The sequence below is a fragment of the Ciceribacter lividus genome (assembly GCF_003337715.1).
Taxonomy (GTDB): domain Bacteria; phylum Pseudomonadota; class Alphaproteobacteria; order Rhizobiales; family Rhizobiaceae; genus Allorhizobium; species Allorhizobium lividum.
The window spans coordinates 204,772-219,892 of record NZ_QPIX01000001.1; the positions used below are offsets into that span (position 1 = coordinate 204,772).

The 15,121-nt window shown below is 65.8% G+C and carries 15 protein-coding genes; 6 read left to right on the plus strand and 9 right to left on the minus strand.

What is annotated here, in order from left to right:
• Positions 1-2 precede the first annotated feature (2 nt).
• Genes DFR48_RS01060 through DFR48_RS01070 form a run of 3 tightly spaced genes read right to left on the minus strand, consistent with a single transcriptional unit; the run spans position 3 to position 4,745 of the window.
• A complete protein-coding gene (locus DFR48_RS01060) occupies positions 3-2,804 on the minus strand; it encodes a DUF4159 domain-containing protein (RefSeq protein WP_114361308.1) in 2,802 nt (933 codons plus the stop codon).
• Positions 2,801-3,718 carry a DUF58 domain-containing protein gene (locus DFR48_RS01065; RefSeq protein ID WP_114361309.1) on the minus strand — a complete coding sequence of 306 codons (918 nt, stop codon included), beginning with the start codon at positions 3,716-3,718 and terminating at the stop codon, positions 2,801-2,803. The genes DFR48_RS01060 and DFR48_RS01065 overlap by 4 nt, the downstream gene beginning before the upstream one ends.
• Before the next feature lie 13 nt (positions 3,719-3,731).
• On the minus strand, positions 3,732-4,745 hold the full coding sequence (locus DFR48_RS01070; RefSeq protein WP_114361310.1) for an AAA family ATPase: 1,014 nt from the start codon (positions 4,743-4,745) through the stop codon (positions 3,732-3,734).
• 158 nt (positions 4,746-4,903) lie between these two features.
• Between DFR48_RS01070 and DFR48_RS01075 the strand changes: the two genes are divergently transcribed.
• The 3 genes from DFR48_RS01075 to DFR48_RS01085 are packed head-to-tail and all read left to right on the plus strand — an operon-like array spanning position 4,904 to position 7,418.
• Positions 4,904-5,521, plus strand: coding sequence for a DUF1285 domain-containing protein (locus DFR48_RS01075; RefSeq protein ID WP_114361311.1), 618 nt, complete (start codon positions 4,904-4,906; stop codon positions 5,519-5,521).
• Positions 5,518-6,165: a CoA pyrophosphatase gene (locus DFR48_RS01080; RefSeq protein WP_114361312.1), complete on the plus strand. Its 648-nt coding sequence runs from the start codon at positions 5,518-5,520 to the stop codon at positions 6,163-6,165. The genes DFR48_RS01075 and DFR48_RS01080 overlap by 4 nt, the downstream gene beginning before the upstream one ends.
• The gene (locus DFR48_RS01085; RefSeq protein ID WP_114361313.1) at positions 6,162-7,418 is read left to right on the plus strand and encodes a CCA tRNA nucleotidyltransferase; all 1,257 of its coding nucleotides are present in this window, start codon (positions 6,162-6,164) and stop codon (positions 7,416-7,418) included. The genes DFR48_RS01080 and DFR48_RS01085 overlap by 4 nt, the downstream gene beginning before the upstream one ends.
• A gap of 6 nt (positions 7,419-7,424) precedes the next feature.
• On the opposite strand, the gene DFR48_RS01090 is transcribed toward DFR48_RS01085, so the two are convergent.
• The 3 genes from DFR48_RS01090 to hemF form a co-directional block, all read right to left on the minus strand.
• Positions 7,425-7,613 (minus strand): DUF1059 domain-containing protein, encoded by a 189-nt coding sequence (locus DFR48_RS01090; RefSeq protein ID WP_114361314.1) that lies wholly within the window; start codon positions 7,611-7,613, stop codon positions 7,425-7,427.
• 107 nt (positions 7,614-7,720) lie between these two features.
• Positions 7,721-7,993: a hypothetical protein gene (locus DFR48_RS01095; RefSeq protein WP_112690833.1), complete on the minus strand. Its 273-nt coding sequence runs from the start codon at positions 7,991-7,993 to the stop codon at positions 7,721-7,723.
• A gap of 103 nt (positions 7,994-8,096) precedes the next feature.
• Positions 8,097-9,011, minus strand: a complete 915-nt coding sequence (gene hemF, locus DFR48_RS01100; protein ID WP_114361315.1) for an oxygen-dependent coproporphyrinogen oxidase — start codon at positions 9,009-9,011, stop codon at positions 8,097-8,099.
• 164 nt (positions 9,012-9,175) lie between these two features.
• Here hemF and DFR48_RS01105 point away from each other — a divergent pair, with 164 nt between their 5' ends.
• Positions 9,176-9,436, plus strand: coding sequence for a hypothetical protein (locus DFR48_RS01105; RefSeq protein ID WP_114361316.1), 261 nt, complete (start codon positions 9,176-9,178; stop codon positions 9,434-9,436).
• A 143-nt stretch (positions 9,437-9,579) separates the two neighbouring features.
• Positions 9,580-10,536, plus strand: coding sequence for a flagellin N-terminal helical domain-containing protein (locus DFR48_RS01110; protein WP_114361317.1), 957 nt, complete (start codon positions 9,580-9,582; stop codon positions 10,534-10,536).
• A gap of 36 nt (positions 10,537-10,572) precedes the next feature.
• Here DFR48_RS01110 and DFR48_RS01115 read toward each other — a convergent pair whose 3' ends face one another.
• The 3 genes from DFR48_RS01115 to DFR48_RS01125 form a co-directional block, all read right to left on the minus strand.
• Positions 10,573-11,712 (minus strand): cell envelope biogenesis protein OmpA, encoded by a 1,140-nt coding sequence (locus DFR48_RS01115; RefSeq protein WP_114361318.1) that lies wholly within the window; start codon positions 11,710-11,712, stop codon positions 10,573-10,575.
• Positions 11,713-11,793: 81 nt separating this feature from the next.
• On the minus strand, positions 11,794-12,258 hold the full coding sequence (gene soxR / locus DFR48_RS01120) for a redox-sensitive transcriptional activator SoxR (protein ID WP_114361319.1): 465 nt from the start codon (positions 12,256-12,258) through the stop codon (positions 11,794-11,796).
• 79 nt (positions 12,259-12,337) lie between these two features.
• The gene (locus DFR48_RS01125) at positions 12,338-12,805 is read right to left on the minus strand and encodes a tRNA (cytidine(34)-2'-O)-methyltransferase (RefSeq protein ID WP_114361320.1); all 468 of its coding nucleotides are present in this window, start codon (positions 12,803-12,805) and stop codon (positions 12,338-12,340) included.
• Positions 12,806-13,189: 384 nt separating this feature from the next.
• Between DFR48_RS01125 and DFR48_RS01130 the strand changes: the two genes are divergently transcribed.
• A complete protein-coding gene (locus DFR48_RS01130) occupies positions 13,190-15,049 on the plus strand; it encodes an ABC transporter ATP-binding protein (RefSeq protein ID WP_114361321.1) in 1,860 nt (619 codons plus the stop codon).
• The last annotated feature ends 72 nt before the right edge of the window (positions 15,050-15,121 follow it).

A 15,121-nucleotide genomic window follows, 5' to 3' on the forward strand; every position in this document is an offset into this window, starting at 1 on the left:
CGTCACTGCCCCAGCCGTTCGAGCAGGGCGGGGATGTGCACCTGGTCGGCCTTGTAGTTGCCGGTCAGCATGTACATCATGATGTTCACGCCGGCGCGGAAGGAGAGTTCCCGCTGCCTTTCGTCGGGCGGCACGGTCGGCAGCATCGAGATGCCGTTGTCATCGATCGCCCAGGCACCGAGCAGGTCGTTGCCGGTGATGAGGACCGGAGACACGCCGTCGGCGGAGGAAACCACGCCGCTATTGCTGTTGCGCGCCTCCTGGCGTGCCTCGACCCAGAGTGGGCTGCCGCTGTAGCGGCCGGGAAAGCCCGTCAGCAGGTAGAAGGAGCGTGTCAGCACGTGGTCCGAGGGTACAGGTTCGAGCGGCGGGATGTCGATATTGGCGAGGATGGCCCGCAGCCGCTCGCCGTTCGCGCTCGGGCCTTCGTCACTGCCGAAGCTCGCATACTGGTCGCGGGTGTCGAAGAGGACGGTGCCGCCGGCGCGCATATAGGCGTCAATCCGGTTGATCGCGGCGGCCGAGGGCATCGGTGCCGACGCCGAGACCGGCCAGAAGATGATCGGATAGAAGGAAAGCTCGTCGGTTTCGAGGTCGAGCCCGACCGGCTCTGCGGGCTCGAGCGTGGTGCGGTAGGTCAGGAATTCCGTGAGGCCGGCAAGCCCCCGTTCGGAAAGCCGGTCGACGTCCGGTTCGCCGGTGACGACATAGGCGAGGTGGGTGTTGTCGAGCCGCTCCAAGAGCTTCTCATCGCCGGGGCGGGCATCGGCCGCATGGCTGCTGTCCGGGTGGAGAGCGAGGATCGCGGTGACGGCCAAAGCGGCTGCGAGGCCCTGGCCGCGGCGCCTGCCGCTGAAGACGCCGTTCATGAAGAGCACGATCAGGCTGTCGGCGAGGAGAGCCAGGAAGGCGAGCGCGAGCAGCGCCGGCTTGAGCGGCGTCGCGGCATCGCCGGCGAGCGCTTCGCGGGTCACGGCGGCCGCCGGATCGACGGGGAGCGGCAGGAGTTCGGCGCCGGGTTCGAGCAGGTTCAAGGCGACGAAGCCGTCTTCGCTGCCGTAGAGGCCGGGCGGGTTGTCGAAGGTCGCAGCGAGCGGCCGTCCGGCACCGAGATTGATCGGTCTCGCCGTCGCGGTGTCCGTGGTCATCGCACCCCGCGCGGTCAGCAGGCGGTAGGGCGGCAGCGTCGCCGCGGCGGTGCCGTTCCCCTCGGCGCTCGCGCCGGTGTGTGACAGCTGCACGATCCGCCGCAGCATTTCGACGAATTCGCCCGAGATCGGCAGATCGGACCACGTCACCTCGGCGCTGACGTGGAAGAGCACGATGCGACCGGCGCCGTTCTCCCTGACCGTCACCAGCGGCGTTCCGTCGTTGAGGCTCGCCCAGGTGCGCTCCTGAAGATCTGGGGTGGGTTCGGCCAGCACCTGGCGCTTGATCAGCACGCCTTCCGGCTTCTTCATGCCCGCGAAGGGGCCGGTCTTCGGGAATTCGGCGAGCGGCTGCGGTTCGGCCCAGGACATGGCGCCGCCGAGCACGCGTTCGCCCTGCCTGAGCATGACGGGCAGCAGCGGATCGTCCGCGGGTGCGGCGGCGAGGCGTGGACCGGCAAAGCGGATGACGGTGCCGCCCTTGGCGATCCAGCGCTGGAGCGGCTCGTAGAGTTCGCCGGGCAGGCGGCCGATGTCGGCGAGAATGATCACTGAGGGGTTTTGCGCAAGGAGTTCGGGGATCGCGGCGGCGAGGTCGGCATTGTTCGAGCGGATCAGATCGGCATAGGGCGCAAGCGCGCGCTCGGTGTAGTAGAGCGGCGAGAGCAGCGGCTGGAAGCCGTCGTCCGGTTCGCCGGAAATCATCGCCACGCGCCGGCGACGGAAGCCGTCGTCGAGCAGATGGGTGGCGCCGGCATTGGCAGCGCCGGTGACGGTAAGCCGGGTGAAGTCGTTCCGGAGCTCGAACGGGGCGGCGACGGTCGCCTTGGCAAGCGTCTCGCCGGGCGAAAAGCGTGCCTCGCCGGTGGCGATCGCTCGGCCCTGCCGGTCCTGCGCATCGATCGTCAGGCGGCTCTCGCCGGCGGAAGGCAACCGGGAAACCGTGACGTCCAGTTCGTTCGCACCGTTTACGGCGTTGGTGATCGCGACCGCGCCGCGTCCGTCGCCTTCGACGAGGCGCAGCTGCCGGGGCGCGAGCGCGGACAGTTGCTTGACCGTATCATCCTCGGCGGTCGCGGCGACGCCGTCGCTGACGAAGACGAGCGAGCCGGGCGCGGTTCCGTCGAGCGCTTCCTTGAGCGCCTTGATGGCACGCGGACGATCCGGCCTCAGCGGCTTTGGTTCCGCGGCGCGCAGCTTCTTCAGTGCGGCGGCGGCCGTTGCCGGCACCGCGTCGTGGCTCGCGTCGGCGGTGAAGGCGATCGCGACGGGAATATCTTCGCCGTCGGCTTCCGCAATCAGGCCCTCGGCTGTCGCGACGCGGCGGTCCCAGTCGGCTGTGGCCGCCCAGCTGTTGTCGACGAGGAGGACGAGCGGGCCGTCGCCGGAAACGGATGCCGTGCGTGGATTGAGTACCGGCTCGGCGAGCGCGAGGATCACGAGGGCGGCGATGACCATCCGGAGGAGCGTCAGCCACCACGGGCTCTTGTCCGGTGTCTCCTCGCGCTTCAGGACGGTCGCGAGGATGCGCAGCGGCGGAAAAACCTCCGTCCGCGGCCGCGGCGGCGTGAGCTTCAAAAGCCACCAGATGAGCGGCAGGGCGGCGAGTGCGATGAGGATGGCCGGCGTCCCGAAGGCGAGGGGAAGAAAGCTCATCGCACTCCTCCCGCAGGCTGCGGCGGATTGCCGGAGAGATACATGTGGACGGCGACGAGCGCCTGCGAGGCAGGCTGGTCGGTCCGGTGGGCGACGAAGCTCCAGCCAAGCCGCCGCAGCGCTTCGCCGAGGCTCTCGCGGCGGGCGAAATAGGCGCGGCGATAGTCCTCTTGCAGCCGCTCGGCGCGACCGGAGACAAGCTTCTCGCCGGTTTCCGGATCGGTGAAGATCGTCCGCCCGCTGTAGGGAAAGGATTCCTCCGCCGGGTCGGCGATCTCGACGACATGGCCACGCAGCCCGCGCCGGGCAAGCGGCGCGATCCGTTCCATGATCCGGTCGGCATCGTCGAGGAAATCGCCGATCAGCACGATGTCGCTGATACCGCGGATCATCGCCGTTTCGGGGAGGCCGGCGCTCGGCGGTGCGTGCATGATCGCTGCGGCGAGCCGTTCGGCGGCATTGCGCGAGGAAACGGGGTCCATGACGCCGGGACAGCCGATGCGCTCGCCCGAGCGGGCGAGGATTTCGGCGAGCGCCAGCATGAGAACGAGTGCGCGGCCTTCCTTCGAGACGGGTGCGAAGGAGGATTTGTACATCATCGACGGCGACATGTCGGCCCAGAGCCAGACGGTGTGGGCGGCCTCCCATTCGCGGTCGCGGACATAGGTGTGGTCGTCGCGGGCCGAGCGCCGCCAGTCGATGCGCGAGAGGCTTTCGCCCTCCGCATAGGGACGGAACTGCCAGAAATTCTCGCCGATCCCACGCTTGCGGCGCCCGTGCCAGCCGGCGATCACCGTGTTGGCGATCCGGCGCGCCTCGACCATGCAGTCGGGAACGAGCGCGGCGCGCTGGCGCGCGCGCGTCAGCGCATCGCTTCCGGAGGTCTGTTCGACGATCTGGCCGACTGCTGCCACGCTGACCGCCTTTCTAGCCTCGCGCCTGCTTGACGAGATCGAGGATCACGTCGCGCACCGTCATGCCTTCCGCGCGGGCGGCAAACGTCAGCGCCATGCGGTGTTCGAGAACGGGCTCGGCGAGGGCCATGACGTCGTCGAGCGAGGGCGCGAGCCGTCCTTCATAAAGGGCGCGGGCGCGGGCGCAGAGCATCAGCGCCTGACCGGCGCGCGGACCGGGTCCCCAGGCGACGTTCTTGTCTGTGCCGGCGTTCCCGTGGCCCGGACGGGCGGAGCGGACGAGCGCCAGGATCGCATCCACCACGGTTTCGGAGACGGGCATTTGGCGGATCAGCTTCTGGATGTCGACGAGCCGCGCTGCATCGATGACGCTCGACGGTTTCGCCTCGGTGACGCCGGTCGTTTCGAGCAGGATCTGTCGCTCCGCCGAAAGCTCCGGATAGCCGACGTCGACCTGCAGCAGGAAACGGTCGAGCTGCGCCTCCGGCAGCGGATAGGTGCCTTCCTGCTCCAGCGGGTTCTGGGTCGCGAGCACGTGGAAGGGGGAGGGCAGGTCGTAATGCTGCCCGGCGATGGTGACGTGGTATTCCTGCATGGACTGCAGGAGTGCCGACTGGGTGCGGGGGCTCGCGCGGTTGATCTCGTCGGCCATCAGAAGCTGCGCGAAAACCGGCCCCTTGATGAAACGGAAGGATCGCCGCCCGGTCTCGTCCTGGTCCATGACCTCGGTGCCGAGAATGTCGGAGGGCATGAGGTCCGGGGTGAACTGGATGCGGTTCGCCTCGAGCCCCAGCACGCTGCCGAGCGTCGAGACGAGCTTGGTCTTGGCAAGGCCCGGCACGCCGACGAGCAGGGCATGGCCGCCGGAAAGGATGGCGAGCAGCGTGTTTTCGACCACGCGCTCCTGGCCGAAGATCACCTTGGAGACTTCCTGCCGCACCTCGGCGATGTCGGACAGCGCCTTCTCGGCCGCGGCGATGATGGCCTTCTCGTCGAGCGGGGGTTCGGCCGACGTCATCATGCCCATGATCTTCTCCCTCTGGTTCCGGCGTCAGGACATTCGTACCATGCCGCCGTTCTTCCGTCGCATCTAAAAGAAGTTATTCCCCAATCGGCGGCTGACAAGCGGGCGCGGAATGACTATCTCGTGACAGACAGCGATTATCGACAAACCGGGACGCAAAGATGGCAGGTGAGACCCTGAAGGCGACGACGGATGCGGCCGGACTGGCGGCGCTGGTCGCGCGTGCCGCCGACCAGACCGCGGACAGGGGGCTGCCGCCCGTCGAGCGCTGGAACCCGCCGTTCTGCGGCGACATCGACATGGCGATCCGCGCCGACGGAACCTGGTTTTACATGGGAACGCCGATTGGACGGGAAGCGCTGGTGCGCCTCTTCTCGACCGTGCTCAGGAAGGACGAGGACGGCAAGACCTATCTGGTGACTCCTGTCGAAAAGGTCGAAATCCGGGTCGAGGATGCGCCGTTTCTGGCCGTCGAGATGGTGTCCGGCGAACGCGACGGCGAACCGGTGCTCACCTTCCGCACCAATGTCGGCGATGTCGTCGAGGCGGGGCCGGATCACCCCTTGTGTTTCGTCGTTCACGGCGAGAACCACGAGTTGAAGCCCTATCTCAACGTCCGCGGCCGGCTGGAGGCCTTGGTGTCGCGCGCCGTCATGTACGATCTCGTCGAACGCGGCGAGGTGATCGAGGTCGATGGCGTGGAGATGTTTGCGGTTCGCTCCGCCGGCACGGTCTTCCCGGTCATGCGGGCGGACGAACTGGACACGTTATCGCGATGACGCTTTCGACGCTCACCCCCCGCTTTTCCGCCGCCGACTTCCGGCACAGGGCGCTCAACCAGATCGGCGCGCCGCTCGAACATGCCTGGCGCGAGCACGGCGACCACCTGCTCAATCCGGAGACGCTGCAGGAGATCGAAGGGCTTCAGTTCAAGGATGCCGCCGTGCTCGTCCCGGTCGTCGACGACGGCGACGATGGTGCCAAGGTGATCCTCACCCAGCGGACCACGCGGCTGCGCAAGCATTCTGGCCAGATCGCCTTTCCCGGTGGCGGCATCGACGAGACCGACGTCTCGCCCGAGGAGGCGGCGCTGCGCGAAGCGCAGGAGGAGATCGGCCTAGACCCTGCCTATGTCGAAACAGTGGGACGCCTGCCGCAATATCTCTCGGCGACCGGCTTCCGCATTTTCCCGGTGCTCTCCGTCGTCAACCGCGGTTTCACCATCACGCCCAATCCGCACGAGGTGGAAAGCGTCTTCGAAGTGCCGCTTTCCTTCCTGATGAACCCGGAAAACCACCAGCGCGACAGCCGGGACTGGCGCGGTATCCTCCGCCACTACTATGTGATGCCCTATGCTGAGCGCTATATCTGGGGCATCACCGCCGGCATTATCCGCACGCTCTATGAAAGGCTCTATGCATGACCAACCTGTCGCAGGAGCCCTGGTTTCGCGACCCGGCGCTCATCCGTGTCATGGACCTCCTGAACGCCGAAGGCGGCGAGGGGCGGGTTGCAGGCGGCGCCGTTCGCAACAGCCTGATGGGGCTCCCCGTCGCTGACATTGACATTGCGACGACGCTGGAGCCGGAACAGGTGACCGCGCGGGCGAAGGCTGCCGGCATCAAGGCGGTGCCGACCGGCATCGACCACGGCACGGTGACGCTGGTCGTCGACGGCAAACCCTTCGAGGTGACGACGCTTCGCCACGATGTGGAAACCGACGGGCGGCGCGCGACGGTGAAGTTCGGGGCGGACTGGCGGGAGGATGCCGAGCGGCGGGACCTGACGATCAACGCGCTCTACGTCGACCAGGCGGGCGAGGTGATCGACCTCGTCAACGGCCTGCCGGACGTCGAGACGCGGACGGTGCGGTTCATCGGCGACGCCGACAGGCGGATCGCCGAGGACTATCTGCGTATCCTGCGCTTCTTCCGCTTCTTTGCCCATTACGGCGCCGGGCGCCCCGACGCTGAAGGGCTCAAGGCCTGCATGCGCGCGCGCGGCAAGCTCGCAACGCTTTCGGCCGAACGGATATGGTCGGAGCTCAAGAAGCTGCTCAAGGCGCGTGATCCGGGCCGCGCGCTGCTGTGGATGCGCCAGTCCGGCGTGCTCACCGAAATCCTGCCGGAGACGGAGAAGTGGGGGATCGACGCGATCCACGGGCTGGTCGCCGCCGAACAGGCGCTCGGCTGGCATCCCGATCCGATGCTGAGGCTCGCTGCGATCGTGCCGAAGGACGCCGCACGGCTCGCGGCGATGGCCGAACGGCTGCGGATGTCGAAGGCGGAAGCACGCTTCCTCGATCATTTCGCGCGTGCGCCGAAGCCGGATATCGCGGTCAAGGATACTGCGTTCGACCGCGACCTCTACCTCCACGGCAAGGAGGGGCTCGCGACGGTCCTCAAGCTCGAGCTTGCCACGGTGCGGGCGAAGGGCGAGGACGACCCGGCGGTCATGGCGCGGGTTGCGCGGCTCTCGGCGCTTCTCAAACGGACCGAGGCCTTCGAAAAGCCATCCTTTCCGGTTTCCGGCGCGGATCTGCTCGCTGCCGGCATTTCACCGGGGCCGGCAGTCGGAAAGGCGCTGAAAGCGCTGGAATCGGAATGGGTTGCCGGCAATTTCTCGATGGACCGGGCGAGGTTGCTCGCCCGGCTCAAGGAGATGAGTGTTTCCTGATCTGGTTCAGGCCGTCGCCTTTTCCGTCGTGACGATGCGGGCCTTGATGTTCTCGACCATGTTCTCGCGGATTATGGTTTCGCCATGCGCGGTCCGCATATGCTCGACCGCGCGGCGCACGACTTCCGCTTCCTCGTCCGCCCGCGTATGCCACGGGCAGCCCGGCACGAGCGAACCGCATTCAAACAGCTTCATGGCTTTCTCCTCTTCATGTGGGGTTCAACCCTTTCTCTAATCGGCGCGAAGGCACATAGGTTCCCTCCCGCACACGCGACCGGGCGCAAGGCAATGAAAAAGGGAATCTATACCTGTTCCGGCATAGCCCAGGCGTTGAACACCGAAGGGGCTGCCTTCGGCTTCCAGCCGCGGATCAGGGTCTTCACTGCTTGATCGGTGTCCAGAGCGCTGAGATCACGGCCGGCGAGACGAAGTCTGACTTCCTCCACGAAATAGGAGTGGGGAAGGTCGACGCCGCCCGACGCCCTGAGTTCTTCCGCGAGACGGTCGATGATGCGCTCGGTTTCGGCAGCGTTTTCGCTGTTCTTGGGAGTGGGAGCGCTAGTCGAACGGGCCATTGCATTTCTCCTCCTGCAAACCGCGGGGAGAATAGCACGACGTTAGGGATCACTAAAATATAAAATTCGTTAGGGTTTGTGATTCAATCGACGCGGTCAGTCTTCATGGCCAGCGTACGACCGGGGGTAGCGAAGACAGGATCGACTCGACATTTCCGCCGGTCTTGAGCCCGAAGATCGTGCCACGGTCATAGAGCAGGTTGAACTCGACGTAGCGTCCGCGCCGTACGAGCTGTTCGTCGCGATCGGCCTCTGTCCAGTCGTTGTTGAAGTTCGAACGGACGATCCGCGGATAGACGAGGTTGAAGGCACGGCCGACATCCTGCACGAAGGCGAAATCGGCGGCCCAACCGCCCTGTTCCGCCCCGGAATGCAGCCAGTCGAAGAAGATGCCGCCGATGCCGCGCGGCTCGTTGCGATGCTTCAGGAAAAAGTATTCGTCGCACCAGGCCTTGAAGCGCGGGTAGTCCGCGACGGCCGCATGCTTGCCGCAGGTGATTTCCATCGCCCGGTGGAAGAGACGGCTGTCGGGGTCTTCCTGGGTGCGGCGGCGGTCGAGCACCGGGGTGAGGTCTGCACCGCCGCCGAACCACTGGCTGGTGGTGACCACCATGCGGGTGTTCATGTGAACGGCGGGAACGTTCGGATTGACCGGATGGGCGATCAGGGAAATGCCCGAGGCCCAGAACCGCGGGTCTTCCTCGGCACCGGGCATCTGCTTGCGGAATTCCGGCGAGAACTCGCCGTAGACGGTGGAGGTGTGGACGCCGACCTTCTCGAAGACGCGGCCTTCCATCATCGACATCCGGCCGCCGCCGCCGGCGCCGCCGTCGCGCAGCCAGTCCTTGCCGACGAACCGGCCGGGCGGCTGATTGGAGAGCGGTCCCGCCAGCTCCTGTTCGAGCGTTTCGAAGGAGGCGCAGATGGTGTCCCTCAGCGTCTCGAACCAGGCGCGCGCCTCGTTCTTCTTCTCTTCGATGTTCTCGGGCAATTCCCGTGGCAGGTCGGGTCTTTCCATTCCTCAGGTCCTCGTCACCGGCCGTCTTGAACGAGTCGGCCGCATCGACCCATGGCTTAGCAGGTCGCCCGGCGGCGAGCCAGAGAGGCTCCCCGCCGTCCCCCGAATTTCGACTCGCAAACGGGCGGCTGCGCGACTACATTTCAGGGCAGGCGAGGTGTTTCATGACGAAGATACCCGGCTTGCCGCCGCTCGACGGTCTCAGGAAGGAAATTGCCAAACATCGGAGGGCGAAGTCCCGTTCCGAGACCGGGCATTTTGTTCGCGAGACCTTCTGTCTGTCGCGCGAGGAGGCGAGGGCCAAGGCCAAGGAGTGGTTCGACGCCTTTCCCAAGGCCGCCTACTGGACGGAGGTCGAAAGCTGGCGGCAGCTCGAGGGCGACCGAATCGAGTTCACCATGCGGCGCCTTCCATCCGCAGACTGACCTCTTCTGGTTCTATCGGATGTTTCCCCCTCTCGGCGGCAGGGATCGGTAAAATTTTATCCGTGCGCTGAAAGCTTTCGAAATGCCGGTTTGGCACTCTCCGGCCATCCGTCCGCAATGATATCGGAAAGTACCAATAGAGAATGAGTCTCCTGCAATCCCTGTCCTCTACCGCAACGTTCTCGCGGGCCGGCGAGCGTGTCGCGCCATCCGCCGTTGTACCGGCTCCAGCCGTCTCCGCGCGGAAGGTCGACGCAGCCGCCGAAAACGACAGTTACTGGTCGATCACCACGAGCCTCGGGATGGGCAGTCTTTCCCTGTCGAGTGCCGCAGACGCGACGGGGCGTGCGGCCGCGCTGACCGATGTCGCCGCCCTCGGCATCGAGACGACCACCGGTATCGTCATGGACATCCGCGAGCGGCTCGTCGAGGCCCGCTCGCCGGGCGCCGACCGCAATGCACTCAATACGGAGATCGGCGCGCTGAAGGAGCAATTGGCGGCGGTCGCCGCTTCCAGCACCTATGATGGACAGAACTGGCTCCATCTCGACGCGGGACAGCGGCCGAAGGTGCAGTCCGTCATCGCCTCCGTGTCGCGCTCGGGGCCGGGTGAGCTTTCCGTCAACGTCGCGGATTTCGATACCGGCCGATCCGTGGTCACCAGCAGCGAAAACGCGGCCGACGGCGTTCTGACGCGCGCCCATGCCGGGCTCACCCGCAGCGGCGGGGGCTACGCCTACTTCCTCCTCGATACCAATGCCGCCGTTCCGCCGTCCTCGCCGGCGCGAGAGGTCTCCCTTGCCGGCAACACGAGTTCGACGGAACTCGACGGCATGATTGCCGCCGTCGACAGCATGCTGACCGGTCTCTACGAGGCCGGTGCCTCGCTCGGCGTCATGCGCAAGGGCATCGCCGGCGAAGACGGCTTCCTCGACAGCATCCCGGAAATGACCGAAAGCGCTGTCGGCGAACGCATCGAAACCGGTATGACCGGTGACGAGGCCTCGCGTGCGGCGCTGCAGGTCCGCGACCAGCTTCAGGCGACCGGCCTCAACATCGCAAACGGCGACATGCGGGTACTGTCCGACCTGTTCCGCTGACGGCTTCTTCTCGACCGTCAGGCTGAAGGCGCCGCGTCAGTGGATGGAGTTCTTCTTGGGAGATCTCCGCCGTGCCGCGGGCTTGCGTGTGCCGGGTGCGGCAGGGGCTTTCTCAGGCACAATCGAGACCACCTCGTCCTTCGCCGTGTCGGCGACATCCGCGACGGGGGCGACGTGCGGAAGAGCCGTCACCTCCGCCGGAGCCGGCGCGGCGGTCTCCACGACGACCGGCAGGCTGTGCCCGATGATCTCCTTCAATACACTCGTGACCTGTAGCGAGCCGGGCAAGTCGGTGTTCGTCGAATGCCCGGCGAGCGGCACGCGGATGTCGGTGCCGATTTGCGGCCGCGAGTTGACTTCGCCATACCAGTCGAGTTCGCCGACCACGTCGACGACGTCGGTGAATTCCGGTGGCATCACGATGCGTCCGCCGAAGGTGACGATCCTCAGTCCGTCGGCGAGCGCGCGGACGCGCTGCGGGTTTGTGCGCCTCAGCCCATAGAGTGCTTCCGAGAGCACCCGGTTGCCGCTCGAATGGGCTGCCAGCATGTGGAAGGAGAGCCGCGGATCACAGAGCAGTTCGGCTGCCGTGTCGGCGTCGAGGCAGGAGCCGCCCTCGCGCCCGGGGTTCAGGTGGCGCTGGGCATAGGCGCCGAGCTGCGGGCGGCCGACCGCATCGTCCAGCGTTTCCATCTGACTGCGGAAATGCCCGAGCCAGCCGAAGAAGAAGCTTCCGCCCATCGCCTCGACGAAAACGTCGCCGAGGCCGTAGCCGGAGACGATCGCCGCAACGGGAGCACCGACCGCGTCCGCGACGTTGCGGGCGAAGGCCGCCGCCCCGATTGCCGAACCGCCGACACCGGCGATCGCCAGCACGTGGACGTCCTTGCCGCCGCGCAGCAGGTATTCGTCGACGCTGTCGCACAGCGTCAGCATGCCGGCGCCGGTCGGCGGCACGATCATGATCAAGCCTTCGGCCGTGATGGCGTCGCTGATATAGAAGACTTCCTCGGAGGTAAGCGCCTTCACGTCATAGAAGAGCGCATCGAGGCCGGTGTTGCGCGCCCTCAGCGCCTCCAGCGCGACGTTTCGGAAGGGGCGGTGCTGCAGCCTTTCGGGGATGCTCAGGCTGCGCGCGAACTGCGTCAAGCCCAAGGTGAATGCCGTATCGAACATAAGGCCACCTCGTCGTTCTTTCGCGCTGCAGCATGACACAACGGCGGGACTTCGCCAAGCGCGTGTTTGCCGCAGCCGTCTTCAACTTTCGAGCAGATGCGGTCCGCCGCCCTTCTCGGCCAGAGTGTCCATGGGATTTCTGAGCGGGCAGTCGCGCATCGACAGGCAGCCGCAGCCGATGCAGCCGGTGAGGTGGTTCCTGAGCGACTGCAGCTGGTCGATCCGCCGGTCAAGCGCGTCGCGCCAGCGTTCGGAGAGGCGGCTCCAGTCCTCGGCCGTCAGCGGCCGGTCGTGCGGCAGCACGGAGAGCGCCTCGCCGATCTCGGCAAGCGGGATCCCGGTCTTCTGCGCGACCTTGATGACGGCGACACGCCGGAGCACCGAGCGGGGATAGCGGCGCTGGTTGCCGCGGTTGCGGTTGCTGTGGATGAGACCCTTGGCTTCGTAGAAATGCAGCGTCGAGACGGCGACGCCGCTGCGCTCGGCGACCTCGCCGACGCTTAGCTCGCGCCGCGGCTTTTCGGGATCGGATTTCTTCGCGACCATGTTGACCTCAATATTGGTTGAGGTCTTATACGGTCAAACAGACGCTTTTCCAAGCGGGCCGCAGCGCGGCGAGAGGCGGTCAGGCTTGCCCGAACCCGGTCTGCCGCAGGGCCTCGCCGGCGATCATCGCCGCCGACATCGCGACGTTGATCGAGCGCTGGCCCGACATCATCGGGATGATCACGCGGCCCTCGGCAGCGTCGTGGACGAGATCGGGAACGCCGGCGCTTTCCCGGCCGAAGAGAAGGATGTCGTCGGGACGGAAGGCGAAGTCGACATAGGGAACGGCTGCCTTCGTCGAGGCCAGGACAAGGCGGCGGCCGGACATCGCCCGCCATGCCTCGAAGCGTTCCCAGTTGACGTGGCGCACGAGGGAAACCGCGTTGAGATAGTCCATGCCGGCGCGCTTCAGGTTGCGGTCGGATATGTCGAAACCGGCCGGCTCGATGACGTCGACGCCGAGGCCGAGGCAGGCGGCGAGGCGAAGGATGGTGCCGGTATTGCCTGGAATGTCCGGCTGGTAGAGGGCGATGCGCAACGAGGTCATGGCGCGTTTCTTAGGCCAGGTGGAGCCGCAAGCTCAAGTGCCGGTTCGGCGAGCGGTAGAGTTGTGGTCAATGGGCAACACCGCTGCAGTGATGCGCGCAGAAGGAGCAGATTGACGCTTTTCAATTCGACGGGAGGCGGCTAGGTTTCGCATCTCTTCAACACGCAACAGGGAGGCCTTGATGATACCCACTGGCGTTATTTGCCTCCCGGTCCCGGACATGCATCCGACGGCGTGGTAGCGATCAGTTCGCTCCTTTTCTGACTTTCCGTTTTGTTCAAGGCGCAGTCCCCGATGGATTGCGCCGTCCGTTCAAACCCCTGACTCCGTTTGTCGCGGCATCGCCGCGCGGTGTCGACAGGGGCAAGACGAGTGGAGATATTCATGTTTGGCTGGTTCGAACAGCGACTCAATCCCTATCCGGCGGGTGTTCCGACCCTGCCGCCGAAAGGGCTCTTCCGCTTCTGCTGGTACTATTCAAAGCCGGCGGCGCCCTGGCTTCTCGGTGTGGCGATCTGCACGGCGCTGATCGCCGTCGGCGAGGTGACGCTCTTCCGTTTTCTCGGCGATATCGTCGACTGGCTTTCCAAGGCCGATAGAGAAACCTTCCTGCAATCGGAAGCTCCGCGGCTCATCGGCATGGCGCTCGTCGTCCTCGTCGGGCTGCCGCTCGTCGTGGCAATCGACTCCCTCATCATGCACCAGGTGTTGCTCGGCAACATGCCGATGATCGCGCGCTGGCAGATGCACCGCTTCCTGCTTCGGCACTCGATGACCTTCTTTGCCAACGAGTTCGCCGGGCGCGTCGCGACGAAGGTCATGCAGACCTCGCTTGCGGTGCGCGAAGGGGTGATGAAGGTGCTCGACGTCTTCGTCTACGTCGTTACCTATTTCATCTCGATGATCGTGATCGTCGCCACGGCCGATCTGAGGCTCGTCGCGCCGCTCGTCATCTGGGTTGTCGTCTACGTGTCGATCGTCAGCTATTTCGTTCCGCGGCTACGGAAGGTATCGGCCGATCAGGCGGATGCGCGCTCGATGATGACGGGCCGGATCGTCGACAGCTATACCAACATCGCGACGGTGAAGCTCTTCTCCCATGCTGGCCGCGAGGAGGACTACGCCCGCAACGGCATGGACGAGTTTCTCGTCACCGTGCACCGGCAGATGCGGATGGTGACGCTCTTCCACGTCCTCGTCTACGTCAACAACTGTATCGCGTTGTTTGCGGTCGGTTCCCTCGCCATCGCCTTCTGGCTGGGCGGCTCGATCTCGGTCGGCGCGATTGCCATCGCGATCGGCCTTGCCATGCGCATCAACGGCATGTCGCAATGGATCATGTGGGAGGTCTCGGCGCTCTTCGAGAACATCGGCACCGTCTACGACGGCATGAAGATGATGACCAAGGCGCATGACGTCGTCGATGCACCCGGCGCCAGGCCGCTCACCGTGGCGAAGGGCGAGATCGTCTACGATCACGTCCGTTTCCACTACGGCAAGGCGAAGGGCGTCATCGAGGACTTCTCGCTGGTCGTCAATCCGGGTGAGAAGGTCGGTCTGGTCGGCCGCTCCGGGGCCGGCAAGACGACGCTGATGAACCTGCTTCTGCGCTTCTACGACCTCGAGAAGGGAAAGATCCTGATCGACGGGCAGGACATCGTGACCGTGTCGCAGGACAGCCTGCGCTCGATGATCGGCGTCGTTACCCAGGACACCTCGCTCCTGCATCGCTCGATCCGCGACAACATCGCCTACGGCCGGCCGCAAGCGAGCGACGCGGAGGTGATCGAGGCGGCGAAGCGGGCGAATGCCTGGGAGTTCATCGAAGGTCTCGTCGACTACAAGGGCCGGACCGGCCTCGACGCCCAGGTGGGCGAACGTGGCGTCAAGCTCTCCGGCGGCCAGCGGCAGCGAATCGCGATCGCCCGGGTTTTCCTCAAGAACGCCCCGATCCTGGTGCTCGACGAAGCAACCTCGGCGCTCGACTCGGAAGTCGAGGCGGCAATCCAGGAAAGCCTGTTCTCGCTGATGGAGGGCAAGACGGTGATCGCGATCGCCCACCGGCTTTCGACGCTGACGCAGATGGACCGGCTGATCGTGCTCGACAAGGGCCGGATCATCGAGACCGGCACCCATCAGGAGCTGGTGGCGCTCGGCGGCATCTACGCCGATCTCTGGAACCGCCAGTCCGGTGGCTTCCTCGCCGACCACGACCTCGACGAGACGGAGCAGGCGGCGGAGTAGTTCCGCCGCCGGCAAAGACTACGGGCTCACGCCATTCCGGCTGCTGCCGCATCACCATCCGTGGTGCGGCGG

What these genes read in the sequence shown, in the direction of transcription:
- DFR48_RS01085 (WP_114361313.1), top strand. Translation starts at nt 6,162, where the DNA reads ATGACCAACCTGTCGCAGGAGCCCTGGTTTCGCGACCCGGCGCTCATC.
- DFR48_RS01060 (WP_114361308.1), bottom strand. Translation starts at nt 2,804, where the DNA reads ATGAGCTTTCTTCCCCTCGCCTTCGGGACGCCGGCCATCCTCATCGCA.
- DFR48_RS01090 (WP_114361314.1), bottom strand. Translation starts at nt 7,613, where the DNA reads ATGAAGCTGTTTGAATGCGGTTCGCTCGTGCCGGGCTGCCCGTGGCAT.
- DFR48_RS01075 (WP_114361311.1), top strand. Translation starts at nt 4,904, where the DNA reads ATGGCAGGTGAGACCCTGAAGGCGACGACGGATGCGGCCGGACTGGCG.
- DFR48_RS01095 (WP_112690833.1), bottom strand. Translation starts at nt 7,993, where the DNA reads ATGGCCCGTTCGACTAGCGCTCCCACTCCCAAGAACAGCGAAAACGCT.
- DFR48_RS01125 (WP_114361320.1), bottom strand. Translation starts at nt 12,805, where the DNA reads ATGACCTCGTTGCGCATCGCCCTCTACCAGCCGGACATTCCAGGCAAT.
- DFR48_RS01130 (WP_114361321.1), top strand. Translation starts at nt 13,190, where the DNA reads ATGTTTGGCTGGTTCGAACAGCGACTCAATCCCTATCCGGCGGGTGTT.
- soxR (WP_114361319.1), bottom strand. Translation starts at nt 12,258, where the DNA reads ATGGTCGCGAAGAAATCCGATCCCGAAAAGCCGCGGCGCGAGCTAAGC.
- hemF (WP_114361315.1), bottom strand. Translation starts at nt 9,011, where the DNA reads ATGGAAAGACCCGACCTGCCACGGGAATTGCCCGAGAACATCGAAGAG.
- DFR48_RS01110 (WP_114361317.1), top strand. Translation starts at nt 9,580, where the DNA reads ATGAGTCTCCTGCAATCCCTGTCCTCTACCGCAACGTTCTCGCGGGCC.
- DFR48_RS01080 (WP_114361312.1), top strand. Translation starts at nt 5,518, where the DNA reads ATGACGCTTTCGACGCTCACCCCCCGCTTTTCCGCCGCCGACTTCCGG.
- DFR48_RS01115 (WP_114361318.1), bottom strand. Translation starts at nt 11,712, where the DNA reads ATGTTCGATACGGCATTCACCTTGGGCTTGACGCAGTTCGCGCGCAGC.
- DFR48_RS01070 (WP_114361310.1), bottom strand. Translation starts at nt 4,745, where the DNA reads ATGGGCATGATGACGTCGGCCGAACCCCCGCTCGACGAGAAGGCCATC.
- DFR48_RS01105 (WP_114361316.1), top strand. Translation starts at nt 9,176, where the DNA reads ATGACGAAGATACCCGGCTTGCCGCCGCTCGACGGTCTCAGGAAGGAA.